Annotated in this window: 24 protein-coding genes; 20 read left to right on the top strand and 4 right to left on the bottom strand. The window is 62.8% G+C overall.

Annotated features, from left to right (window positions below; all coding sequences use genetic code 11):
- The first annotated feature begins 162 nt into the window (after nucleotides 1–162).
- The 17 genes from gspE (at nucleotide 163) to BMX59_RS18770 (ending at nucleotide 17,874) form a co-directional block, all read left to right on the top strand.
- Nucleotides 163–1,824 (top strand): type II secretion system ATPase GspE, encoded by a 1,662-nt coding sequence (gspE, locus tag BMX59_RS18855; protein WP_305432721.1) that lies wholly within the window; start codon nucleotides 163–165, stop codon nucleotides 1,822–1,824.
- A complete protein-coding gene (gene gspF, locus BMX59_RS18850) occupies nucleotides 1,821–3,017 on the top strand; it encodes a type II secretion system inner membrane protein GspF (RefSeq protein ID WP_093124534.1) in 1,197 nt (398 codons plus the stop codon). Before gspE ends, gspF begins: the two co-directional genes overlap by 4 nt.
- A gap of 13 nt (nucleotides 3,018–3,030) precedes the next feature.
- Nucleotides 3,031–3,420 carry a type II secretion system protein GspG gene (locus tag BMX59_RS18845; RefSeq protein WP_010209194.1) on the top strand — a complete coding sequence of 130 codons (390 nt, stop codon included), beginning with the start codon at nucleotides 3,031–3,033 and terminating at the stop codon, nucleotides 3,418–3,420.
- 7 nt (nucleotides 3,421–3,427) lie between these two features.
- Nucleotides 3,428–3,853 (top strand): GspH/FimT family pseudopilin, encoded by a 426-nt coding sequence (locus BMX59_RS18840; protein WP_092250470.1) that lies wholly within the window; start codon nucleotides 3,428–3,430, stop codon nucleotides 3,851–3,853.
- Nucleotides 3,850–4,182 (top strand): type II secretion system protein, encoded by a 333-nt coding sequence (locus BMX59_RS18835; protein WP_058427615.1) that lies wholly within the window; start codon nucleotides 3,850–3,852, stop codon nucleotides 4,180–4,182. The genes BMX59_RS18840 and BMX59_RS18835 overlap by 4 nt, the downstream gene beginning before the upstream one ends.
- Complete coding sequence (locus BMX59_RS18830; protein WP_093124530.1) at nucleotides 4,179–4,748, top strand: prepilin-type N-terminal cleavage/methylation domain-containing protein; 570 nt, start codon at nucleotides 4,179–4,181, stop codon at nucleotides 4,746–4,748. Before BMX59_RS18835 ends, BMX59_RS18830 begins: the two co-directional genes overlap by 4 nt.
- On the top strand, nucleotides 4,745–5,446 hold the full coding sequence (locus tag BMX59_RS18825) for a general secretion pathway protein GspK (protein ID WP_093124527.1): 702 nt from the start codon (nucleotides 4,745–4,747) through the stop codon (nucleotides 5,444–5,446). The genes BMX59_RS18830 and BMX59_RS18825 overlap by 4 nt, the downstream gene beginning before the upstream one ends.
- Nucleotides 5,443–6,432: a type II secretion system protein GspL gene (locus tag BMX59_RS18820; RefSeq protein ID WP_093124524.1), complete on the top strand. Its 990-nt coding sequence runs from the start codon at nucleotides 5,443–5,445 to the stop codon at nucleotides 6,430–6,432. Before BMX59_RS18825 ends, BMX59_RS18820 begins: the two co-directional genes overlap by 4 nt.
- Nucleotides 6,407–7,009 carry a type II secretion system protein GspM gene (gene gspM, locus BMX59_RS18815; RefSeq protein WP_093124520.1) on the top strand — a complete coding sequence of 201 codons (603 nt, stop codon included), beginning with the start codon at nucleotides 6,407–6,409 and terminating at the stop codon, nucleotides 7,007–7,009. The genes BMX59_RS18820 and gspM overlap by 26 nt, the downstream gene beginning before the upstream one ends.
- The gene (locus BMX59_RS18810; RefSeq protein ID WP_093124517.1) at nucleotides 7,006–7,524 is read left to right on the top strand and encodes a general secretion pathway protein GspN; all 519 of its coding nucleotides are present in this window, start codon (nucleotides 7,006–7,008) and stop codon (nucleotides 7,522–7,524) included. The genes gspM and BMX59_RS18810 overlap by 4 nt, the downstream gene beginning before the upstream one ends.
- Nucleotides 7,525–7,529: 5 nt before the next feature.
- Nucleotides 7,530–9,641, top strand: a complete 2,112-nt coding sequence (gene gspD / locus BMX59_RS18805) for a type II secretion system secretin GspD (RefSeq protein WP_093124514.1) — start codon at nucleotides 7,530–7,532, stop codon at nucleotides 9,639–9,641.
- A 1,107-nt stretch (nucleotides 9,642–10,748) separates the two neighbouring features.
- Nucleotides 10,749–13,142, top strand: coding sequence for a TonB-dependent receptor plug domain-containing protein (locus BMX59_RS18795; protein ID WP_092244441.1), 2,394 nt, complete (start codon nucleotides 10,749–10,751; stop codon nucleotides 13,140–13,142).
- A gap of 16 nt (nucleotides 13,143–13,158) precedes the next feature.
- Nucleotides 13,159–14,124 carry an amino acid ABC transporter permease gene (locus tag BMX59_RS18790; RefSeq protein ID WP_092244444.1) on the top strand — a complete coding sequence of 322 codons (966 nt, stop codon included), beginning with the start codon at nucleotides 13,159–13,161 and terminating at the stop codon, nucleotides 14,122–14,124.
- Nucleotides 14,117–14,890: an amino acid ABC transporter ATP-binding protein gene (locus BMX59_RS18785; RefSeq protein ID WP_092244447.1), complete on the top strand. Its 774-nt coding sequence runs from the start codon at nucleotides 14,117–14,119 to the stop codon at nucleotides 14,888–14,890. Before BMX59_RS18790 ends, BMX59_RS18785 begins: the two co-directional genes overlap by 8 nt.
- A gap of 18 nt (nucleotides 14,891–14,908) precedes the next feature.
- Nucleotides 14,909–15,832, top strand: coding sequence for an ABC transporter substrate-binding protein (locus BMX59_RS18780; protein ID WP_071492149.1), 924 nt, complete (start codon nucleotides 14,909–14,911; stop codon nucleotides 15,830–15,832).
- Nucleotides 15,833–15,844: 12 nt separating this feature from the next.
- Nucleotides 15,845–17,428 carry a flavin monoamine oxidase family protein gene (locus BMX59_RS18775; RefSeq protein ID WP_092244450.1) on the top strand — a complete coding sequence of 528 codons (1,584 nt, stop codon included), beginning with the start codon at nucleotides 15,845–15,847 and terminating at the stop codon, nucleotides 17,426–17,428.
- Between the two features lie 11 nt (nucleotides 17,429–17,439).
- On the top strand, nucleotides 17,440–17,874 hold the full coding sequence (locus tag BMX59_RS18770; protein WP_092244453.1) for a RidA family protein: 435 nt from the start codon (nucleotides 17,440–17,442) through the stop codon (nucleotides 17,872–17,874).
- Between the two features lie 3 nt (nucleotides 17,875–17,877).
- Here the strand turns inward: BMX59_RS18770 and BMX59_RS18765 are convergent, their stop codons facing one another.
- A complete protein-coding gene (locus BMX59_RS18765) occupies nucleotides 17,878–18,255 on the bottom strand; it encodes a c-type cytochrome (protein ID WP_093124506.1) in 378 nt (125 codons plus the stop codon).
- A 298-nt stretch (nucleotides 18,256–18,553) separates the two neighbouring features.
- On the opposite strand from BMX59_RS18765, the gene BMX59_RS18760 reads away from it, so the two are divergent.
- A complete protein-coding gene (locus BMX59_RS18760; protein ID WP_139212903.1) occupies nucleotides 18,554–19,888 on the top strand; it encodes an LLM class flavin-dependent oxidoreductase in 1,335 nt (444 codons plus the stop codon).
- A 78-nt stretch (nucleotides 19,889–19,966) separates the two neighbouring features.
- On the opposite strand, the gene BMX59_RS18755 is transcribed toward BMX59_RS18760, so the two are convergent.
- On the bottom strand, nucleotides 19,967–20,881 hold the full coding sequence (locus BMX59_RS18755; RefSeq protein WP_093124503.1) for an Ssp4 family T6SS effector: 915 nt from the start codon (nucleotides 20,879–20,881) through the stop codon (nucleotides 19,967–19,969).
- 184 nt (nucleotides 20,882–21,065) lie between these two features.
- Here BMX59_RS18755 and BMX59_RS18750 point away from each other — a divergent pair, with 184 nt between their 5' ends.
- Both BMX59_RS18750 and BMX59_RS18745 read left to right on the top strand, forming a co-directional pair.
- A complete protein-coding gene (locus BMX59_RS18750) occupies nucleotides 21,066–21,554 on the top strand; it encodes an Hcp family type VI secretion system effector (protein ID WP_092244460.1) in 489 nt (162 codons plus the stop codon).
- A 19-nt stretch (nucleotides 21,555–21,573) separates the two neighbouring features.
- On the top strand, nucleotides 21,574–21,858 hold the full coding sequence (locus BMX59_RS18745) for a hypothetical protein (protein WP_092244463.1): 285 nt from the start codon (nucleotides 21,574–21,576) through the stop codon (nucleotides 21,856–21,858).
- Between the two features lie 16 nt (nucleotides 21,859–21,874).
- On the opposite strand, the gene BMX59_RS18740 is transcribed toward BMX59_RS18745, so the two are convergent.
- Both BMX59_RS18740 and BMX59_RS18735 read right to left on the bottom strand, forming a co-directional pair.
- Nucleotides 21,875–22,699: a 5'-nucleotidase, lipoprotein e(P4) family gene (locus BMX59_RS18740; protein WP_092244466.1), complete on the bottom strand. Its 825-nt coding sequence runs from the start codon at nucleotides 22,697–22,699 to the stop codon at nucleotides 21,875–21,877.
- A gap of 46 nt (nucleotides 22,700–22,745) precedes the next feature.
- A complete protein-coding gene (locus BMX59_RS18735) occupies nucleotides 22,746–23,942 on the bottom strand; it encodes a DUF1835 domain-containing protein (protein ID WP_092244469.1) in 1,197 nt (398 codons plus the stop codon).
- Nucleotides 23,943–23,957: the final 15 nt, after the last annotated feature.

Raw genomic sequence — 23,957 nt, 5'->3', positions numbered from 1 at the left:
TTTCAGGAACTAGCGCTATAACTTCCAGTCGATAACCCCGGCTTGCTCTCGCTTGGGTTATGGCTAACTAATGGCATGTTTAAGTAGTTCCAAATAGCCATACTTTCTCGCAATACTAGATACCTCAACCTTATGTCGTCAGCGCCTATCGATGCCTGCCAGATGCAGATCCCGCACACCGACCAGGTGTGTGCGTGGCTGATGCAGCATGCTGGGCTGAAAACGGTGGACCTGGAGCGCGCCCGGCGCTTGCCGTCGGATGACCTGCTAAGCCTGCTGACCCGCCTGGGCCTGGTTTCCGATATCGAACTGGCCCGCGCCTGGGCGGCGTTGCTCGGTGCGCCGCTGTTGCTGGCGGACGCCGCGCCGCCGTTGCTCGATCCCTTGCCTGCCCTGACTGAACGCTTCATGCGCCATTACCAGGTCGCGCCCATGGGCTGGACCCAGGGTGGCCTGCGCGTGCTGGCCGCCAACCCGGCGCTGCGTTATCCGTTCCAGGCCCTGGCCTATGCATGCCAGGTGCCGGTGTGGCTGGCCATCGGTCCGCGCACTGAGGTCGATACACTGATCGAGCGTTACTACGGCCAGGGCCGTTCGGCCATGGGCACGCTGATCGAAAACCTCGATGAACAGGGCGGCGCCCAGGACGATATCGAACACCTCAAGGACCTGGCCTCCGAAGCGCCGGTGATCCGCCTGGTCAACCTGATCCTGCAACGCGCCGTGGAGCAACGTGCTTCGGACATCCACATCGAACCCTTCGAACACCAGCTCAAGGTGCGCTACCGCATCGACGGTGTGCTGCATGACGCCGAAGCGCCGCCGGCCAGTTCCTCGGCGGCGGTGATTTCGCGGGTGAAGATCATGGCGCGGCTGGACATCGCCGAGCGCCGGCTGCCGCAGGATGGGCGCATCATGTTGCGTATCCAGGGCAAGGAACTGGACCTGCGGGTGTCCACGGTGCCCACCAGTTTCGGCGAGTCGGTGGTGCTGCGCCTGCTGGACCGGCAAACCGTGCAGTTCGACTTTCCCAGCCTGGGCTTCGACGGCCAGCGCCTGGCCGCCTTCCTCGACCTGCTGGAACGGCCCCACGGCATCCTGCTGGTCACCGGGCCCACCGGCTCCGGCAAGACCACTACGCTCTACACCGCGCTGTCGCGGCTCAACACCGCCGAGCGCAAGATCATCACCGTGGAAGACCCGGTGGAGTACCAGCTCGAAGGCATCAACCAGATCCAGGTCAAGCCCGCCATCGGCCTGGACTTCGCCGGGGCGTTGCGCTCCATCGTGCGCCAGGACCCGGACGTGATCATGATCGGCGAGATCCGCGACCTGGAAACCTGCCGCATCGCCATCCAATCTTCCCTCACCGGGCACCTGGTGCTCTCCACCCTGCATACCAACAGCGCCGCCGCGAGCATCACGCGGCTGCTGGACATGGGCGTGGAAAGCTACCTGATCGCCTCGACCGTCAGCGGCATCCTCGCCCAGCGCCTGGTGCGGCGCCTGGACCCGGCCACGCGTGTCGCTTTCGAAGCGCCGCCTGAACTGATCGCCGAACACGGCCTGGATCGCCTCACCGAACAACGCCCGATCCTGCTCTATCGCGGCGCCTATCACGGCCGCAGCGCCCTCACCGAACTGCTGGTGATGAACGACGAACTGCGCAGCCTGCTGATGCGCCACGCCGATGCCTCGACCCTGGAGCAGGCCGCGCGCCGCGCCGGTTTGCGCACCTTGTATGAAGAAGGTTTGCGCCAGGCACTGGCGGGGATTACTTCGCTGGAAGAAGTGCTGCGCGTGACCCGTGGAGAGGATGCGTGAGCCTGTTCAGATACCGCGCCCTGGACAGCCAGGGCACGCCGCAGAACGGTACGTTGGAGGCCACCGATCAAACCGCTGCGGTGGCGGTCCTGCACAAGCGCGGGTGGCTGCTGTTGCACATCGAACCGGCCGGCAGCCTTGGCCTGCGCACGGCACACAGGCCGTTGAAGGGCCAGGCGTTGGTGAGTTTTACCCAGCAATTGGCGACGCTGCTGGGGGCGGGCCAGCCGCTTGAGCGCTCGTTGAGCCTGCTACTCAAGCAGCCTGGCCCACCCCAGGTACGTGCGCTGATCGAGCGCCTGCGCGACCGCGTCAAGGCCGGCAAGCCATTGTCCGCCGCGCTGGAGGAAGAGGGTGCGGCGTTCTCGCCGTTGTACCTGAGCATGGTGCGCGCCGGTGAGGCCGGTGGCGCGCTGGAAGCAACCCTGCGCCAACTCAGTGATTACCTGGAACGCAGCCAACTGCTGCGTGGCGAAGTGATCAATGCGCTGATCTATCCGGCGTTCCTGGTGGTGGGCGTGCTGGGATCCCTGGCGTTGCTGCTGGCGTATGTGGTGCCGCAGTTCGTGCCGATCTTCCAGGACCTGGGCGTGCCGATTCCACTGATCACCGAGGTGATCCTGGCCCTTGGAACGTTTCTCGGCGCCTATGGCCTGGCGCTGTTGGCCGGGTTGATCGTGATCGTCTGGTTGGGGGCCGCGCGCTTGCGCGATCCGCTGTTTCGCGAGCATTGCGACCGGCGGCTGCTCGGTATTCGCGTGGTCGGCCCGTTGCTGCAACGCGTCGAGGCGGCGCGTCTGGCACGCACCCTCGGCACGCTGCTGAGCAATGGCGTGGCGTTGCTGCAGGCCTTGGTGATTGCGCGGCAAGTCTGCACCAACCACGCGTTGCAGGCGCAGGTCGGGCGTGCGGCGGAATCGGTAAAAGGCGGCGGCACCCTCGCCAGCGCGTTCGGCAGCCAGCCGCTGTTGCCCGAACTGGCCCTGCAAATGATTGAAGTCGGCGAACAGGCCGGCGAACTCGACGGCATGTTGCTCAAGATGGCCGACATCTTCGACGTCGAAGCCAAGCGCGGCATCGACCGCCTGTTGGCCGCGCTGGTGCCGTCCCTGACAGTGGTCATGGCGGTGCTGGTGGCGGTGATCATGCTGGCGATCATGCTGCCGCTGATGAGCCTGACCAGCAATCTATAAAGGAGCTGACCCCATGAGAAAACCACGCCGCCAAGGCGGTTTCACCCTGTTGGAAATGCTCGCGGTGATCGTGCTGCTGGGCATCGTCGCCACCATCGTCGTGCGCCAGGTCGGCGGCAATGTGGACAAGGGCAAGTACGGTGCGGGCAAGGCCCAGTTGGCCAGCCTGAGCATGAAGATCGACAGCTACGCCCTCGACGTCGGTGCACCGCCCACCAGCCTGCAACAGCTGGTGGACAGGCCCGGTGGCTATGCCAAGCCGTCGGACCTCAAGGACCCGTTCGGGCACGCCTTCGGTTATCGCTTTCCCGGCGAACACGGCGCGTTCGATCTGATCTTCTATGGCCAGGACGGCCAGCCGGGCGGCGAAGGCTACAGCGCCGACCTGGGCAATTGGGAGTAGGGCCGCCATGTTGCAGCGCGGCTTCACCCTGCTGGAAATGCTGGTGGTGATCCTGCTGATCAGCCTGGCTGCCAGCGTGCTGGGGCTGGGCGTGCGCCAGGGCTTGCAGGTGGCGCAGGAACGCCGTGCGGTGGGGCAGATGGTGGAGGCGCTGCGTACCACGCGGGCGGGGGCGATTGTCAGCGGGCAGCCTGCGCGTACCGTATTCGATCTGAGCGACCGTACGTTCCAGGCGCCGGGGCGTGCGTTGCAACGGTGGCCGTCGCGGTTGCATGTCACGCTGCACACCGCCGAACAGGTCGGCCCTGGCGTCGAGTTCTACCCCGACGGCAGCTCCACCGGCGGCAATCTTCTGGTGGCCAGTGGCGCCCGGCGTTGGCGCATCGATATCGGCTGGCTCACCGGCAGCGTGCAATCCAAGGCGCTGCCATGAAGCGCCAGGCCGGTTTCACCCTGCTGGAAATGCTCGCCGCCCTCACGCTGATGGCGGTGTGCAGCACGGTGCTGCTGGTTGCGTTTGGCCAGAGTGCGCGCTCGTTGTCCCAAGTGGCCCACAGCGACCGGTTGACCCACGCAGCGCTGACGATTTTCGACCAGGAAGCGGCGGGGCGCTTGAGCAACGGCGTCAGTCAGGGCGAACTCGACGGCATCCACTGGCAGTTGACCAGCACCCGGCAGCAGGCACGGATTGTGCGCCTCGACCTGGTCCTCAGCGAAGGCTCGCACCAGGCCCGCTTCAGCACCTTGAAGGCGCGCCTGTGAAGCGCCGTGAACAGGGCTTCACCTTGCTGGAAATCCTTGTGGTGCTCAGCTTGCTCGGCGTGTTGCTGGTGCTGGTCGGCGGTGCATTGCTGGGGGCCAATCGTGCCGTGTCCAAGGCCCAGGCATACACAGTGAACCTGGATGAAGTGCGTGCCGCCCAACAGTTCTTGCGCACGGCGATCAGCGAAGCGTTGCCGCTGGCGGTGGGCGAGGGCGATGGTTTCTTTGTCGGCACGGCGCAGCGCCTGGAGTTCGTCTCGACCTTGCCCGGCGTGCTCGGTGGCGGTATCCATCGGTTCAGCCTGCAACGGGTCGAACAGGCGTTGCAGGTGGGGTTTTCTCAGCGTGAACCCCAAGTGCTGCTGAACAACATCGAGGTGTTGCAGTTCAGCTATCGCGGTGAGTCGCCGCTGGGCCAACCCACCGGCTGGGTGAGTGAATGGCCCTGGCCCAGGCGCTTGCCTTCGGCCGTGCGTATCGCTGCCAGCGTGGAGGGGCCGGTGCCCTGGGTCACCCAGGTGATTGCCCTGCGCCTGAACCTGTCCAGCGGAAGCGTTGAAGAATGAGGCGCCAACGCGGTGCAGCGTTGCTGCTGGTGCTGTGGGTACTGGCGCTGCTCAGCGTGTTGCTCGGCGGCCTGGCTGGCTGGGTACAGCTGGAAAGTCGCCAGGCCCTGTGGCTGCGCCAGCACACCCAGACCGTATTGGCCGCCGAAGCCGGCATCGCGCTGGTCATGGCCGAGCGGCACTGGGTTGCCGATGGCCGCGATATCCCCCTGAGCTTTGACGACGCCATCTTGCACGTGAGCCTGCGCAGCGAGCGCGGCAAGCTCTACCTGATCAACGCTGATGCCCAGGACTTCACGCGCCTGGCCCTGGCCTGTGGCGCTACGCCGACCCAGGCCAGGCAACTGGCCACGGCCCTCGAAGCACGACGCAACCAGGGCCTGGCGCCGTTGCGGGTGCTGGAAGAAGTACGCCAGTTGCCCGGCATGACGCAAACCCTCTACAGCCGCTTGCTGCCCGAAATCACCTTGTGGAGCGACCTGGACCGCCCCGATCCCGCCTTCGCCAGCCCGCTGATGCGCAAGGCGCTGAACCTGCCGCGCCAGGACGTCGAAGGCGTGGACCCCGGCGAAGTACTGGTGGTCGACAGCCGCGCCGAGCGGCCCGGCGGTTATCAGGCGCGGCTGCAAGTCACCGTTTTATTGAGCCCATCGGAGGACAGCGCACAACCCTACCGGGTGTTGCGTTGGCAAGAATGAATCGACTGGAACCCATCGCCCGACACTGGCGCGGCAGCCTGCTGCAACAGGGTTGGCAGGCATGGATCGCGGAGTTGCGCGCCTGTGTACCTGCGTGGCTGGCGTGGCAAGAGCCGCCCGAGCAGATCCATCACTGGCCATTGAGCGCGCCGGTCGCAGCAGCCAGCACGCGCCAGGTGCTGATGCTCGGCGCCGACGCTGTGCTGGTGCAAACCGTACAACTGCCCCTGGCGGCCGCGCGCAACCTCAGCGCCGTGGTCGGTTATGAGCTGGACCGCTACACGCCATTCGAGGCGGACCAGCTCTACTTTGTGGCGCGTCAGGAGCGGCGCACGCCCACCCACCTTGAGGTGACAGTGGTGGCGATCCTGCGCGAGCGCCTGGACCGGATCCTTGCCGACTGTGCCACCCTCGGCCTGCATCCCCACCGCGTGGATGCGGCCGACCTCGGCGTTGATCTGCTGCCCGCGCCACTGCGCCCGCAGCGGCCCACCGGCATGGGCCTGCAACGCAGCCTGCCGTGGCTGTGCGGGGCGTTGCTGATCGCGGCGATGCTGCTCTGGCTCAACGACCGCCAGCGCGTTATCGACGTGATGCACGCCAGCGTCCAACGGCAAAAAGCCGAGGTCGCCGAGGTGCACGCGCTGCGCCAGCAACTGCTCAATACCCGCGGCGCCGCGCAGTACCTCACCCGGCGCAAACTGGCGCAACCGCCACTGGCGGCGCTGCTCAACGACCTGACCACCTGCCTGCCCGCCGACACCTGGCTGGATCAACTGGACGTGAAGGATGGTGAAATTTCCATCTCCGGCCAGAGTGCCAAGGCCAGTGCGCTGATCACCCGCATCAAGGGCTGCCGCAGCCTGGAAAACGCCCAGTTCGAAGGGGTGATCCAGCCCGATGCGCGCACCGGCAAGGACCAGTTTGCCTTGCGCGCCCACCTACGCCAGGAGGCCGCCGATGCGCCGACCCCTCACACCCCGTGAACGTCGCGGCGCGGCCTTGCTGCTACTGGCCTTGGTGGTCGGCGCGGCCTACTGGCTGTTGGTCGACAGCTGGTTTGCCGGCCCCTTGCGTGACATGGGCGAACAGGCCGAACAACTGCGCGAGCAACAGCAACGTTATGCCGGTGTGTTGCGCCAACGCGATGCGTTACGCCAACAGCTTGAGCAAGCCCGCCAGGACCCCGCCAGCAGCACCAGCCTGCTGCCGGGGGACGACCCGGACGTGGTCGCCGCTGATCTGATGCAGCGTCTCGCTGACCTGATCAATAGCCACGCCAACCTCGGCGGCGGGTGCAGCCTGACCCAGCGCAAGCCCATCACCGCGGAGCAGGACGATGGCGAGCCGTATCGCCAGGTCAAGGTCAGCCTCACACTCGATTGCGCCATCGAACCCCTGGAAGCGCTGCTGCATGAGCTGGAGTACCAGCCGCCGTTCCTGTTTGTGGATGAGTTGCGCATCCGCCGCAGTCAGCAGGCGCCGGCCAGTGGTGGTGCGGGCAAGCTGGTGGTGCACCTGCTGGTGCGCGGCTACCTGCAACCGTCGCGGGTGACGCCATGATGAGCCGGTTGCGTCCCGTGGAGTGGGGCTTGCTCGGCCTGTCGGGGTTGCTGGGCGTGTTGATGGCGGTGATCCTCAGCAGCCTCGGTGATGAACCGCAATGGCTGCCCGAAGCGCCTGTGCGCGCCTATCCCACTCCTCGAGTACAAGGGCTGCCCAGTGTGCCGTTGGACAACCTGGCCGCGACGTGGCAAGCGCCGCTGTTCAGCCCGGATCGCAGCCCGGATCGTGTGGTGGGCAAGGCACAGGTCAGCAGCCTGGCCCATCTCACCCTCAGCGGCATCATGATCACCGGCAACCTGCAGATGGCCATGCTCAAGCAGGTCGACGGCCCGCTGCTGACCGTGCGCCTGGGCCAGACCCTGCCCAACGGCTGGCGCCTGGAACACCTCACTCCGCAATCCGCCCGTTTCAGCCTGGACGGTCGCACCCAGACCTTGAGCTTCTACGCCAAGCGCTTGCCGCCACCGTCCAAGCGACCCCCCCTTACTTTGCCCCGCGAGCCCCTCCCTTGATCGACATGCGCACCTCCACGTTATGCCTGGCCACCGCCCTTGCCCTGGGCGGCTGTGGCAGCTTCCCCGACCGTCTCGAACCGGATGATGAGCTTCTGCACGAGGCCATGCAGGGCACTGGCTCGCAACGCCCGCCCGGCGAGGCGCCCCCAGTGGAAGTTGCCCGGCCCTTGGTCAAGTCCCCCGCGCAGCGCCAGTTGATTCGGGGCAACCAGCAGTTCGTGCGTCCGCCGGCGACCGCGCCGGGTGTGAAGGCAGAGGGCGGCGACATCGTGTTCAACTTCGCCGACCAACCCATCGAAGCGGTGATCAACAGCGTGATGGGCGACCTGCTGCACGAAAACTACAGCATCGCCCAGGGCGTGAAGGGCAACGTCAGCTTTTCCACCTCCAGGCCGGTGGACAAGCAGCAGGCCTTGTCGATTCTCGAAACCCTGCTGTCCTGGACCGACAACGCGATGATCAAGCAGGGTGACCGCTACGTGATCCTGCCGGCCAGCCAGGCGGTGGCGGGCAAGCTGGTGCCGCAGATGAGCGTGGCGCAACCTTCCAGCGGCTTGTCGGCGCGGCTGTTTCCGCTGCGCTACATCTCCGCCACCGAGATGCAGAAACTGCTCAAGCCCTTCGCCCGCGAGAATGCGTTTCTGCTGGTCGACCCGGTGCGCAATGTGCTGAGCCTGGCCGGTACGCCGGATGAGCTGGCCAACTACCAGGACACCATCGACACCTTCGACGTGGACTGGCTCAAGGGCATGTCGGTGGGCGTGTTCGGCCTGCAACGCGCGTCGGTGGCCGAGTTGATGCCTCAGCTGCAAAGCCTGTTCGGCCCGGACAGCGGCATGCCCCTGGCGGGCATGCTGCGCTTTCTGCCGATTGAACGGACCAACTCGGTGGTAGCGATTTCTTCCCAGCCCCAGTACCTCAGCGAAGTCGGCGACTGGATCCGCACCATCGACGAAGGCGGCGGCAACGAGCCACAGATGTACGTCTACGACGTGCGCAACATGAAGGCCGCCGACCTGGCCAAGTACCTGCGGCAGATCTACGGCACCGGCGCGATCAAGGACGACACGCCGGCCAAGGTTGCGCCTGGCCTGCGCACGACAACCCTGTCGTCACTCAATACCGGTGACTTGCAGAACAACCCGCCTGCCGCTGAAGAACCCGAGCCGCAAGAGCAGCCGGTCGCCGCCACCAACGCCCTGGAAGCCGGCACCCGTATCACCGCACAAAAGAGCAGCAACCAACTGTTGGTGCGCACCCGTCCCGCGCAGTGGAAAGAGATCGAAGCGGCGATCAAGCGTCTCGACAATCCGCCCCTGCAAGTGCAGATCGAGACACGGATTCTTGAGGTCAAGCTCACCGGTGAACTGGACCTGGGTGTGCAGTGGTATCTAGGGCGGCTGGCGGGCAATTCCGGCAGCACCACGGTGGCCAATGCCTCCGGCAGCCAGGGTGCGCTGGGCGGTGGCGGGGCAGGGCTGGGGGCGACGGACTCGTTGTTCTACTCATTTGTCAGTTCGAATCTGCAGGTGGCGTTGCATGCGCTGGAAACCAATGGACGCACCCAGGTGCTCTCGGCGCCGTCGCTGGTGGTGATGAACAACCAGCCGGCGCAGATTCAGGTGGGGGACAACATTCCAATCAGCCAGACCACCGTCAACACCGGGGACGCCGATACCACGTTGAGCAGTGTCGAGTATGTGCAGACCGGGGTGATCCTGGATGTGGTGCCGCGGATCAATCCGGGGGGGTTGGTATACATGGATATCCAGCAGCAGGTCAGTGATGCCGAGAGTCAGAGTGGTACTAGCGATACGCCGGTGAATCCGCGTATCTCGACGCGTTCGGTGTCGACGCAGGTGGCGGTGCAGAGTGGGCAGACGGTGTTGCTGGGAGGGTTGATCAAGCAGGACAACGGGGAGAGTGTCAGTGCCGTACCGTATCTGGGAAAGGTCCCAGGGTTGCGCTGGTTGTTTGGGAGTACCAGTAAGTCCAAGGATCGGACGGAGTTGATTGTGTTGATTACGCCCAGGGTGATTACCAGTAGTGGGCAGGCGCGGCAGGTGACGGATGATTATCGGCAGCAGATGCAGTTGTTGCGGCCGGGTAGGTAGGTGTACATATCCGTTTCTTCGGTAACGGCTACTTATGGTTCCGCTCTTACAGCGGCTCACTTTTGGAAAGGCCGGAAGCCGGCCCAGCCAAAAGTAAGCAAAAGGCCTTCGCCCCAACACTCGGCACCTCGCTTTGGCTCGGTGTGCCCTCACTCCGGCTTGAATCCGTGGGCCGCCGCAATGGGCCATCCATGGCCCAGTGCGGCTAACCCGGCGTCCTGCCGGGTTACCCACGGATTCAAGCCTGCGTTCGGCCAGCGTGTTTGACGGGGCGCCCCAGATCAAGATCAAGATCAAAAGCAAGAGCAAGAGCAAGAGCAAGAGCAAGAGCAAGAGCAAGAGCACGGCGGCCTGGTAGCCGACCTGAGTGGTGTAGATCAAAAGCAGAGCTGGTTGATTCCTCAGCCCAGAGTGGCCGGTATTTTACTGTCGATCTCGGTTAAATGTGGGAGGGAGCTTGCTCCCGATAGCGGTCTGTCAGTTGATGCATCTGTGCCTGCTTCACTGCTATCGGGAGCAAGCTCCCTCCCACAGTTTGATCTCCATACAGCAGTCAGATATCCGTCTGCTTTTGATCTGGCTTTTGATTTTGATCTTAGGCGGCCCCCCAAATCACTGTCGGATTACGGGCACACCGAGCCTAGGCGAGGTGCCGAGTGTTGGGGCAAAAGCCATTTGGTTACTTTTGGGCTCTTTTCAAAAGTGACCCGCCGTAAGGGCGGAACCATAAGCCGCCGTGACCCAAATAACGGATATGCCCCAATCCCCAAATCGCAAAAAAACATTACTTATATGAATAACAAAATTCATAAATAATGAAATCCAAGAATATTAGCTTATGCCCAAATAGCATTATATTTTCAAAACCCATTCCGTTATGTTTGAACTCAACAGCCTACCCCTGACCTCGGATGGTACCAATCTAGACTCGGATTCTGCGCTGCCACCCCGCAGCAGAACCGTTGGAAGGGAGTTCAACGTATGTTGCCAATTCAAACCTCGCCCCACACCTAGCCCCAAATCGCCCTGACACCCCAGAAAAAAACCGAGCACCGCGCCCACCCGCGTGACGGCCCGACTTCGCGATTTGGAAACGCAGGAACCCCTATGAAGCGAGTGCTACAACCCACTGCCGCATTTACCCTGGCCATCCTGGCCAACACCGCACACGCCCAGGATGACAGCACCCTGTCCACCGTGGTCGTCACCGGCAACCGCGGCGCCGAGCAGCGTACCGTCACCAGCAGCCCGGTGCCGATCGATGTGGTCAGCGCCAAGCAATTGCAGAACACCGGCAAGCCCGGCCTCATGGAGGCCCTGAGCGCAGTGATCCCCTCGCTGACCCTGCCGGAAAAAACCGGCTGGGACGCCAGCGGCATTGCCCGAGCCCCCAACCTGCGTGGCCTGAGTGCCGCCGAGGTGCTGGTACTGGTCAACGGCAAGCGCCGTCACACCGCCGCCACCTTGAACATCAACGGGATCAATATCGGTGCGGCCCCGGCCGACCTCGACCTGATCCCCATCAGCGCCATCGACCATGTGGAAGTCCTGCGCGACGGCGCCGCCGCCCAGTACGGTTCCGATGCCATCGCCGGGGTGATCAACGTGATCCTCAAGGCCGACACCAGCGGCACCGCGGTGACCAATATCGGCCAGGGCTATGACGGCAAGAAACAGACGGTGCAGCAAAGCCTCAACAAGGGTTTCGAGATCGGCGACGGCGGCATCGTGCAGCTCGCCCTCGACGCGCGCAGCCAGAACGATGACAACAAAGCCAGCGCCAACGGCTACACCTATGCCCAGGCCTACGAGCAGGCCGGGCGGTCGACGTACGGCGGTTATGGCACGCCCAAGACCAACCTGCTGACCCTGGGCTACAACGCCGAGTTGCCGATCGACGACAGCCTCAGCCTGTATTCCTTCACCACCTATTCACGGCGCAAGGCCGAGCAGGGGCAGAACTTCCGCCTGCCGACCATCACCAACACCATTACCACCGGGCCCAACGGTTATCCCGGCGGCTACACGCCGACGTGGTTTATCGACGAGGATGATTTCCAGGCGGCATTCGGCGGCAAAGGCACGGTGGGCGAGTGGGACTGGGACCTGTCCACCACCTACGGGCGCAACGAGGCGGAGCAGGGCACCACCCATAATCAGAACCCGTCCCTGGGGGAGGCCACGCCGAATCACTTTACCTCCGGTACCTGGATCGCCACCGAGCTGACCACCAACCTCGACTTCAAGCGCGGCTTCGACATCGGCCTGCAAAAGCCTCTGGACCTGAGCGTCGGCTTCGAGCATCGGCGCGACACTTATGAGGTGCAGGCCGGTGACTATGAATCCTATGCCAACGGCGGCTACTGCGTGGCGCCGGGCAATTGCGCGTCGTCGGGCGCGCAGGTCACCAACGGCATTTCGCCGGACGAAGAAAGCAGCGCCTCGCGCAACAGCCTGGCCAGTTACGTCGACGTGGGCTTCAACCCGGTGCCGGACTGGTACGTCGGCACGGCGTTTCGCTACGAGCACTACAACCAGGGCGTCGGCGCCACGCGCAGCGGCAAGCTGACCACCCGCTATGACTTCACCCCGCAGTTCGCCGTGCGCGCCACTGTCAGCAACGGTTTCCGAGCGCCGTCCCTGGCCAACAGCCTGTTCAGCGCACGCTCCACCACCTATGGCGTGGTGGACGGCGTGTACCAGTCGATCAACTACGGCGTGTTGCCCGTGGGTTCCGCCGCGGCCCAAGCCCTGGGTGCCCAGGAGTTGAAACCCGAGCGTTCGACCAACTTCAGCCTGGGTTTCACCCTCACACCCACCGACCGCCTGAGCTTCACCGCCGACGCCTACGTGATCAACCTGCGCGACCGCATCACCCTCACGGGCACCTTGCTCGGCCCCGAGATCACCCAGGTATTGCAGAACAATGGCATCCACTCCACCTCCGGCGGGCAGTACTTCATCAATGGCGCCGACACCCGTACCAAAGGCCTGGACCTGGTCAGCAACTACAGCCAGGACCTCGGCCGGTACGGTTCGGTGAAATGGACCGCAGCATTCAACTGGAACCAGACCAGAATCCTCAACTACAAGGAATCCACCCACATCCTCGGCACCTCCTACGAGCTGATGAACCGCGAGGCGCGCAACCTGATCACCGGCGTGCAGCCCAACACCAAGTTGATCCTGGGCGGCGACTGGAGCATCGATCGCTTCAACCTCAACCTGGCCCTGACGCGCTACGGCTCCTACAAGGAAGTGAACTCATCGGCCAATCGCGACCTGGACCGCATCTACAGCGCCAAGTGGATCACCGATCTCGACCTTGGCTACAACCTCACCAAAGACCTGAACATCGCCGTCGGCGCCAAGAACCTGTTCGACATCTACCCCAAGAAACAAGGGGTGCCGAGCAGCACCATGGTCAGCAGCTATGGCGTCTATTCGCCCTACGGTTTTACCGGCGGGTACTACTACACCCGCTTGACCTATGCCTTCTGAGGCCGAGGAATACACCATGCCTATCGTCGCCAAACCCTATGACCTGATCGACGCGCCCAGTCCGGTGCGCCAGGCCCGTGTCTCCACGCCGATCAAGGCCCTGCAGGTGGTGCCCGCCCGGCATCCCTGGCGCTGGGCCGGGTCGATCTTTGCGGCGCTCGTGCTGCTGGCCATCGTGCACTCGCTGGCCACCAACCCGCGCTGGGAGTGGGGCGTATTCGGCCAGTGGTTTTTTTCGCCGTCGGTGCTGCGTGGTCTGGGGCAGACGCTGTTGCTGACCCTGCTGAGCACGCTGTTCAGCATCATCCTTGGTACCGCGCTGGCATTGGCGCGGCTGTCGGGCTCGCCGCTGCTGGCGGCATTGGCCTGGGGATATATCTGGTTTTTCCGCTCGATGCCGGCGTTGCTGGTGCTGATCATCCTCTACAACTTTGCCTACCTGTATGACCACATCGTGCTCGGTGTGCCGTTCACCAGCGTGGTGTTCGCCGAGTGGTCGACGGTGGATGTGCTCAGCCAGTTCACCGTGGCCGTGCTGGGCTTGAGCCTGATGCAGGCGGCGTATGCGGCGGAGATCATCCGTGGCGGCCTGATCGGCGTCGACGCCGGCCAGCATGAAGCCGCCGCGGCCCTGGGGTTGCCGGCCTCGCGGCGCATCTTCCGGATCATCCTGCCCCAGGCGCTGCGCTCGATCCTGCCGTCGGGTTTCAACGAGATCATCGGCCTGGTCAAGGGCACGTCCATCGTCTACGTGCTGGCCCTGCCGGAGCTGTTCTACACCGTGCAGGTCATCTACAACCGCACCCAGGCGGTGATCCCGCTGCTGATCGTAGCGACGGTCTGGTACCTGATCATCACCACCGTGCTGACCAGCGCGCAGTACTACGTCGAACGCCACTTTGCGCGGGGCACCGCACGGGTGCTGCCACCCACGCCGCTGCAACGCATTCGCGGCTGGATCAAGGAGAAGACCCATGGCTGAAGCACGCGCCGGGCGCATCCAGATCCAGGGCGTGGGCAAGCGCTTTGGCAACCAGCAGGTGTTGAAAGACATCGACCTGACCATCGACCCGGGCAAGGTCACGGTGATCCTCGGGCCGTCCGGCTCGGGCAAGTCGACCTTGCTGCGCACCATCAACCACCTGGAAAAGATCGACAGCGGGCATATCACCATTGACGGTGAATACGTCGGTTACCGTCGAAAGGGCGATCTGCTCTACGAACTCAAAGAACGGGAGATTCTCAAGCGCCGTATCGACGTCGGTTTCGTGTTCCAGAACTTCAACCTGTTCCCCCACCTCACCGCCTGGGAAAACGTCGCCGAAGCGCCCCTGGCCCACAAGCGCTGGAGCAAGGCCGAGGCCCAGGCCAAGGCGGCCGGGTTGCTGGCCAAGGTCGGCCTGGCGGACAAGGTCGATGCCTATCCGCGCCAGCTCTCTGGCGGCCAGCAACAGCGCGTGGCCATCGCCCGTGCCCTGGCGCTGGACCCCAAAGTGCTGCTGTTCGATGAACCCACCTCGGCCCTCGACCCGGAACTGGTGGGCGAAGTGCTCGACGTGATCAAGGGCCTGACCCAACTGGGCGTGACCCTGGTGATCGTCACCCACGAGATCGGCTTTGCCCGTGAGGTGGCCGACCACGTGGTGTTCCTCTGCGACGGCCAGTTGATTGAAGAAGGCCCGCCCGAACAGATTTTCCGCCAACCGCGACATCCCCGCACTGTGGCCTTTCTCGGCAAGGTGCTGTAGTTCAAGGAGTGACTGCCCATGTTTATCTCTACTGCCCGCGTGGCCCTGCTGGCGCTTGCCGTCAGCACCGCGCAACACGCATTCGCCGTGCAACAGGTCGACCTCAGCCCCGACCGCCCGCGCATCCATGTGCCGCGTAACGAGGCGGCCATCGCACAGATCCCGCCGGGCTTCAAGTTCGCCCAGCCGGGCAAGTTCACCGTGGCCGTCTCCGGCGTGGCCGGGCCGCCCCTGGCGCTGCTGGCCAGCGACGACAAGACCACCATCGGCAGCGAGGCTGACACCGCGCAGCTTGTTGCCGATAGCTTGGGCCTGCAACTCAATGTGGTGCAGACCAGTTGGGAGGACTGGCCCCTGGGTGTCAGTTCGGGCAAGTACGACGCGGTGATCAGCAACGTCACCGTGACCGAGGCGCGCAAGAAGCGCTTTGACTTCGCCACCTACCGCCAGGATGTGCTCGGCTTCTACGTGAAGAGCACCAGCAAGATCAGCGAGATCAAGCAGGCGGCGGACATCGCCGGGTTGAAGATCATCGTCGGTTCCGGCACCAACCAGGAAAAAGTCCTGCTGGCCTGGAACGAGGCCAACGAGAAGGAGGGGCGCAAGCCGGCGCTGTTGCAATACTTCGACGACCAGGCTGCCGCCCAGTTGGCCGTGCAGTCCGGGCGCAGCGATGCGCTGTTCGGGCCTAACTCGGTGTATGCCTATTCGGCGGCAATCACCGGCGGTATCAAGCTCGTCGGCACGGTGAATGGTGGCTGGCCGTTGAAGGCCGATATCGCGGTGACCACGCGCAAGGACAACGGCCTGGTCAAGCCGATCCACACCGCCCTGGAAGGTGCGATTGCCGGCGGCCAATATGAGCAGGTGCTGCAACGCTGGGGCCTGGACATCGAGCGGGTCGACACGTCGCTGATCAACCCACCGGGCCTGCCGGATTAAGGAGCATCGAGCATGGGACTGACACGACGTGAAGCGCTGTCGAGCATCGCTGCGGTAGGGGGCGAGCTGGCGGTCAAGGACGCGCTGGCGGCATTGGGCCTGGGGCCGTCGTCACACCGCCGTCCGCAACCGTTGAAACTCAAGGAAGGCCTGGGGCAGGGCACGCGTGTGCTGGTGCTGGGCGCGGGGATCGCGGGGCTGGTCACAGCCCTGGAACTGACCCGCGCCGGCTTCGAGGTGCAAGTGCTGGAGGCCCGTGAGCGGGTGGGCGGCCGCACCTGGACGATCCGCAACGGCGACCGCGTGGACTACAAGGACGGCCGCACGCAAACTGCCGCATTCGACCCGGGGCATTACTTCAACGCCGGGCCGGCACGGATTCCCAGCCAGCACCGCACGATTCTCGACTATTGCAATGAGCTGGGCGTGCCGCTGGAAGTGCTGGTCAACAGCAGTCATGGCGCCCAGGTACGGCCTGATGTGGGCAAGCCTGCATTCACGGTCGGCCAGGCCATCAACGATGCGCGCGGGCACCTGTCCGGCTTGCTCGCCAAAGCTGTGCAGCGCGATGCCCTCGATGATCTGTTGAGCGGTGAAGAGCGTACGCGCTTGCTGGCGTTCCTGCGGGTGTATGGCGACCTGTCCCAGGAGCTGGCTTTCGAAGGCACGATCCGTTCGGGGCACCTGGAATCGCCAGCGCACCCCGGCGCCTTGCCCGCCAGCCGCCGCCCGTTGGCGCTGGACCAACTGCTGCATCCGGAACTGTGGGGCGCGTTGCTGCACACCGAATTCCCGGAGTTCTCTGCCACCATGTTCCAACCGGTGGGCGGCATGGACCGCATCACCGACGCCTTCTACCAGCGCGTCAGCGGTCATGTACAACTGGGCGCCCAGGTGCGCCGTATCCGCCAGTTGGAAGACGGCGTGGCGGTGACCTATCACGACCAGCGCAGCGGCCGCGAGCAGGTCGTGCGCGCCGACTACCTGATCTCGACGTTGCCGCTGCCGTTGCTGGCCAGGCTCGACACCGACTTCAACGACCCGATCAAGGCCGCCCTGCTCAGCACCCGCAGCGACCAGGCGACCAAAGTGGCGTGGCAGTCGCCGCGCTTCTGGGAGACCGACTACCGCACCTACGGCGGCCTGTCGTGGATCGAACACCCGGCGCGCCTGCTGTGGTACCCGAGCAATGACCTCAACACTCGCGAAGGCCTGCTGGTGGCGGGCTATGTGACCGGGGAGGGCGCCGATGTGTTTGGCGCGCAACCGTTCGACAAACAGTACGCCACCTCCAGGGAGGCCGTGGAACTGCTGCATCCCGGGTATTCCAAGCACCTGCGCAACCCGCTGGCGGTGTCCTGGGAGCAGATTCCCTACAGCGAAGGCCCGTGGCTGCAGCGCGAGCATTTCCCGGCCGACGCCAGCGCCTTGCTTGAAGCCGGGCATGGCCGGGTGTATTTCGCCGGCGACGGGCTGGTGCAAAGCGGCGTGGGTATCTGGCAGGAATCGGCGGCCAACTCGGCGCGCCATGTGGTGGGGCAACTGGCTGAACGGGTGACTCAACACCGTCATAGCGCGGCATTGGCCGCTTCATAAGGAGATTCATCATGAGCGACAGCATTCAACGTACCAGCGTCGGCGATTTCCCGATTTCCCAGACCGTCACGGTGCCGGCATCCGCCAGCCTGATCTTCATCAGCGGCACCTTGCCCGACCTGCACGATGCCAGCGCCCCGGCGGGCACACCGGCGGCCTATGGCAATACCGAAGTGCAGACGGTGTCGGTGTTCAACAAACTGCGCAAGATCCTGCGCCAGCAGGACCTGGACCTGGGCGATATCGTGCAGTTGCGGGTGTTCCTGGTAGGGGCCGAAGAGACAGGCGGCAAGCTGGATTTCGCCGGCTTGCAGGCGGGGTACACGCAGTTCTTCGGTACTCCTGATCAACCGAACAAGCCGGCACGTACGGCGCTGCAAGTGGTGGCGTTGCCATTGCCTGGTGCGTTGATTGAGGTCGAGGCGGTTGCTGCAAGAGCGGTGTGAGGCTCAACGAGTCTTGGCAATCACACCGCTCATGTATTGATTCAAATCGCGGAAGTCGCTAACCCTCCATGCGAACGGCGCTAGCTTCACGCCGTTCTCTCGCAACGTCCTTGGGATCAGGTCGCCATTGGGGCGAAGTATGATTGAAGAGACGATAACGCCTGGGTAGTCATTCAGGCGTTTTTTGAACGCGGCGGTGGTCAGGTCAGGTGTGGGGGGATTGCTCTTGTTGGCCAGGGGGCCAGTGCCTTTGATATCGGCGCCGTGACACATCGCACACCGCTGGGTGAAGAGGGTTTTCCCGTTGAGGTTATCCGCGAAGGACAGTGAGGGTTGGGTGAGCGATAACAGGCCGAGCCAAGCGATAAGTGCCCGTTTCATATCCATATGACCTTGTGGCTTGAATCAGATTGGGATCGAGGGAATAACCTGATGCCAGCGCGTTGAGTTTGAAAGGTCGCCATTCTCCTTGTTTTCTCATGACCGTGTCCAAAGCCGCTTCAACGGCCCGCGACAGCGCTGTTGTTTTTTATGCCTGTTGCGGATTTTTTTTCTTGGTTTATATCAGTAATTTTAATAATTAGCATATATCTACAAAGCCTTTCACAAGCCCCGCTCGCGGGCATTAACGTCGATCTCTACAGGCCAGCACCGCGGCCACCCACGGAGGAATACCCTGATGCCCACCTCACCCCGGCAACTCAAATTCGGCGCCATTCTCACCGGTGTAGGCACTGCACAAAACGAATGGCTGCACCCGCAGATCCCCGGCGATGCCAGTGTGGATATCGACTGGTACCGCGCCCAGGCCCAGCAGGCAGAAGCGGCCAAGTTCGACCTGGTGTTCATCGTCGACAGCCCCTACATCACCCCGGATTCCGCGCCGCATTTCCTCAACCGCCTGGAGCCCTTGACGCTGCTCTCAGCCATCGCCGGGGCGACCTCGAAAATCGGCCTGGTGGCGACGCTCACAACCTCCTATACCGAACCCTTCAACGTGGCGCGGCAGTTTGCGTCCCTGGACCACATCAGTGGCGGCCGCGCCGGCTGGAACGTGGTCACCACCGGCTTGGAAGGCGCGGCCGGTAACTTTGGCCGCGCGCAACACATCGACCACACCGAGCGCTATCGCCGCGCGGCCGAACATCTGGAGGTGGTGCAGGGCTTGTGGGACTCCTATGAAGACGACGCCTTTGTGCGTGACAAGCAAACCAAGGTGTTCCTCGACCCGCAGCGCCAACACCGCCTCGATCACCACGGCGAGTTTTTCTCGGTCACCGGACCGTTGAATATAGCCCGTTCAGCCCAAGGCCAACCGGTGATTTTCCAGGCGGGAATCTCCGAATCCGGGCGCAGCCTGGCGGCGAACTATGCCGAGGGGATTTTTGCCGGCGTGGGCAATTTCGAAGATGCCCAGGCGTACTACAGCGACATCAAGAAACGCACCGCCGCCGCTGGACGTAACCCTGACCACGTAACCATCCTGCCGGGTATTTCTCCAATCATCGCGGATACCGATGAGCAGGCCCAGGCCATCGACCGCGAGCGCAATGGCGAGCTGGATCTGCACAAAGCGCTGGTGCAGTTAGGCCGGCCATTCAATTACCACGACTTCAGCCAATATCCGTTGGATGAGCCGTTCCCGGAGTTGGGTGACTTGGGTAGCAATGGCTATCGTGGGCATGCGGAAAACATCAAGCAAGTTTCCCGTGAACAGGGTCTGACGTTGCGTCAGGCGGCGCTGCGGTTTGCCAAGCCGTTTTCCAGTTTCGTCGGCTCGCCCAAGACCGTGGCGGATGAGATCGAGCGCTGGTTTGTGGAGGGCGCGGTGGATGGGTTCAACATCCATGTGGGCGCGCCGGAGGACTTTGCGCGGTTTACCGATCAGGTATTGCCGCTGTTGCGCGAGCGCGGGTTGTTTCGCAGTGAGTACAGTCACAGCACGTTGCGCGGGCACCTGGGGTTGCCGGTGCCGGTGAATCGGCATACGGCGGCACGTGACGTCGCGGCATGACGGGTTACCACCACTTCCAGCGACCCTGTTTTTTCAGGGTCGCTTAGGTTTTTCATACCTCTTGTTTTTTCTGCTTGTTCAATCGATCAACTCTTCGTAAAGGCCGATCGCAAGTGTTTTGACGTTTCCGGACATAGCGCTACTGGTAAAGCTCAGAGTTGCTGCCAAGCTCTCCGTTAGGTGGTGAAGGGTGGTCTGATGCATTTCTGTAGCACTGATGCGTTTGGGCAGCCGGCCTGCCGCCTGTTCCAATTTGAGCAGTTTCGTTGTGAGTCGAGGGTCACGGATTCTGAGTAACTCGTTGTTCAGTTGTGCTCGCTCTGGTCGTGAAAGACCTCGCAGGACTTGGCGCAGTGATTTTCCTGTCACTCGCGTAGCAGTGCTAACCGCTCTGATTGTCACGAGTGTTGAAGTAACTACACCTAGCAGCGCAATGCTATCCAACACCACCATTGCCGCCTGGTACCAAGCTTCATTGTCCAGATTATCGTTAGATTGAGGGCTGTAAACCTCAAATGCCGTTCGAACAGTGCCAGCGATGCATTGAACTGTACTCGCTACTGCAGCAGCCTTTCCTACAAAGGAAATCACTGCACTTGCTCCCGCAGTGAAGGGCATGAACGCAATCCCGCTCCAGACTACCACCCAACTCAATAATGCCCCTGCACAAGTCATTGTGGTGTTGGTCGCCTCCGCGACCAACCTGGACTCCCGCGTCTCATGTTCCAGCATCCGCTTGAACTCCACTGGCCCCACGTACCTTGGCGCCTCCCGCAGTACTATTTTGATCGGCTGTACCCTGCAAATCGCCTGAAACTCACGCAGGACCACGACGTTGAACTCCGCATCGATATACACCACGCCAGCACCAATCACTGACGGGTCGGCGTCGATGGCTGAGAACAATCGAGGCAGATCAATGCTGCTTTCAATACGTTGCCGTGTGGTGCGATGGGCCGAGGGAAATCCATCCTTGAGCAGTGAGGCCGTCATTCCTTAACTCCTGGTTTTGGGAGTCGAGAGAGTAAAGGCGCGGTTGCGCAAATTAATGTCGGATGTTTCGTCTTTTCGAGACAGGCGCGTCCCAATACCGGTTTTCAACCTTGTCGGCCCTTTGTCGAATAAGGAACAGTTCGCCCCGCGTCACTTCCGACGCTGACAAGGACAAGGAGCCAATATGGCCGTCGATATGTTTTTGAAACTGGGCGATATCAAGGGTGAATCACGCGACCACGCTCATCTCGACGAGATCGATATCACCGAGTGGGCGTGGGGAGTGTCTCAGGCAGGATCGATGCACTCCGGGAGAGGTGGCGGCGCCGGCAAGGCCGATTTTGCCAACCTCAATCTGACCAAGCCGCTGGATAAATCCAGCCCAAATTTGATGATGGCCTGCGCTAGCGGCAAGCATTACCCCGAAGCACGGCTTGTGGTGCGCAAGGCGGGTGGTTCCAGCCCTGTGGAGTATCTGGTGATCACCTTGAAGGAAGTGATGGTGGTGTCCTACGGCACGAGTGCCGGAAATAAGGATGATGTGCTTTACGACAGAGTTGCGCTGAATTTTGCCACCGTCGACGTCAGCTACCAGCCACAGAAAGCCGATGGTGCCAAGGACGGTGGCCCAGTGAAGTTCGGTTGGAATATCCGGCAGAACGTCAAGGTCTGAGGCTTCTAGGAGAAATGCTATGAGGCTGTCGGACAGCCGATCGCTTTGGTGTATCACAGCCGCTCTCATCTTTGTTGTAGGGCTTCATGGCTATCTCATTGTCGACGGGTTAATTCGCGGTGTGGCGATTTCTTACAGTCGCGTGGGGCCTTCCATCACCTACACGCTTGTAGGGCAGCCGAAGCTGTTCTGGTTCACGATCATCTGGAACGTAGTATGTGAAGCCGTATTCATTGCTCTGACCCTTGGTATGGCTTGGGCCGCCAGGGCGATGTCTAAAAACGAGCGCCCCAAAAAACGTTGATATCCAGGCACCATCGCTACTCCTGCAACTGCAACGCCCGCTGCTTGAGCTTGCGCTTTTGCTCGAACGGCAGCTTCTCATCATCCCCATACGGCGCGCTGTACCAGTTGCCATAGGTCGGGTTGGGCAACAAGAACCAGCGTTGCCCCAACCAGTTCACATAGGGCTCCACCGCCTTGCGCTGATCCGCGAGGGTGTTGTGCTCGGCCTGCACGAAATCCCCCAGGGAATCCCCGGCCATCAATAACACGCGGGCATGGGCGGCGACCCATTGGCGGCGGCAGTTCTTGCCGTAGCCGGCGCTTTCGCAGTGGCCGGTGGGAGTGCTGGCGGCCAGGACCTGTTGGTCGCTGTCAACCGGGAAACCGCGCAGGCGCAGGTTTTTCACGGTGGCGGCGACCTGGCTGTGTTCGCGGTTGGTCAGGTAATACACCTTGATGCCTTTTTGCCGGGCTGCCTGCAGGAACGCCACGGCACCGGGCAAGGCCTGGGCCCTGGCCTGGTCGACCCAGGTGTTCCAACGGTCGTAGGAATAGACCTGGTTGTTGACCACATCGCGGGCGTTGAGCGGTACGTTGTCCAGCAGGGTTTCGTCGATATCGACCACCACCGCCGGCGGTAACCCGTTCAGGTTGCGTGGGGGAAAGGGCAGGGCATCCCAGGTGGGATCGGCCAACGCCACGTCAAGTTGACGGGTGGCATTGGCGAAGAGCTGGCGGTAAATCAACTCATGCTCGATGGAGGTCTGGGTCCAGAGCACGGCATCGAGTTGGTCATTGGCCGGCGGCGTTTGTTGGCAGCCCGCCAGCAGAAGCAGGCTGGCGAAGATCAGGTTGCGCATGGGCAGTCTCGCAAGTGAGGGTTGAATGGGCAGCACGTTAGCGTAATCACGGGCGCCATACAGGCATGATGTGTTCATCAATCGCCCAGTGGGGTTGGCGAGGTCGCAGGCATATGCCACCCACCCATCGCACATGGCTGGCGTGATCCAGCCAGTTGGCGTCACCGTTCAACACGGCCTGCCCCAGCGCAGTCAACGCCAGCACCTGGCGTGGCCATTCCAGGTGCGTCTCGGTGGCTGTCAGTAAAGGGTTGTCGCCATCGATCAGCGGTCGCAACAGCGCATGAAACATCATGTCCCCCAGGAACGGCAGCGGTTCACGCTTGGCCATCAGTTCGGCAAACACCCGACCGAATGGCGTTGGCCCGTTTTCGGCGAGGTACGTCAGGGCCAGGCGCTCGGTCAGCGACAGGCCGTCGTGCAGGCCGGGCAATTCCTGTAATTGACGCAACAACGCCGGGGCAAGCAACGGCAAGGCGGTGTGGCTGTCGTGGGCTATTTGCGCCCATCTGACTGGCGAGCTGTCGCAGTACGCCGACCAGGCCTGTTTGGCCAGTTGCACGGCGTCCTCCTCGAGCAAGCGCCGTTGCGGCCATAGCCACGCCAATACATCCGGCGCCAGTTGGCCGATGCCGATAAAACGCTGCACGCCGGGAATGCGGTCCACCTCGATGAGCTCCAGTTTGTGCGGCACCTGTTCAAGACCGGCGAGTGCGCGGATCAGGAACAGCTGGTCATAGGCATCCGCTTCGCACCACAGCACACTGTGGTCGGCGCTGGCCAATGCGTCGAGGTGGTCATATTCAACGTCGACGCGACGAGCTGCATCGGCTTCATCGATGGCGAAGGCCTGGCTGATAAAGGCACTGCGCAGGGCGCGGAACGCCTGGCGGGGCAAATCGCGGACCGGGCCCATGCACAGCGGGTCGGCGAGCATCCGGAACTGCCCTTTGAACCCTGCCAGTTGCAGGCTGTGGGCAATGTCATTGCCGCAGCGCCAATGGGTGGTACGGGCTTCATCACTGGCGGCAAAATCGGGGTGGCGGGCGGCGAAGTCGATGGCATCGATATGGGCCTTGAGCTTTGGCCAACTGCTGAAACCCAGCTGCCTGGCGATTTCCCATTGGGCCAGGGACAGGGTAGCGTTCGGGTTTTCGGCTTTCAGGCGTGGCAGCAGTTCCTTGGCACGCTTGCGCTGTTGCTCAAGGTTGAGACGGCCATCGGTGTTGAGTGGTTGGGACATACGATCTCCTTGCAC

The sequence above is a fragment of the Pseudomonas sp. NFR09 genome, from assembly GCF_900111535.1.
Taxonomy (GTDB): domain Bacteria; phylum Pseudomonadota; class Gammaproteobacteria; order Pseudomonadales; family Pseudomonadaceae; genus Aquipseudomonas; species Aquipseudomonas extremorientalis.
The sequence above is the reverse complement of the archived record's forward strand: the minus strand, read 5'-3'. Positions and strand labels throughout refer to the sequence as shown.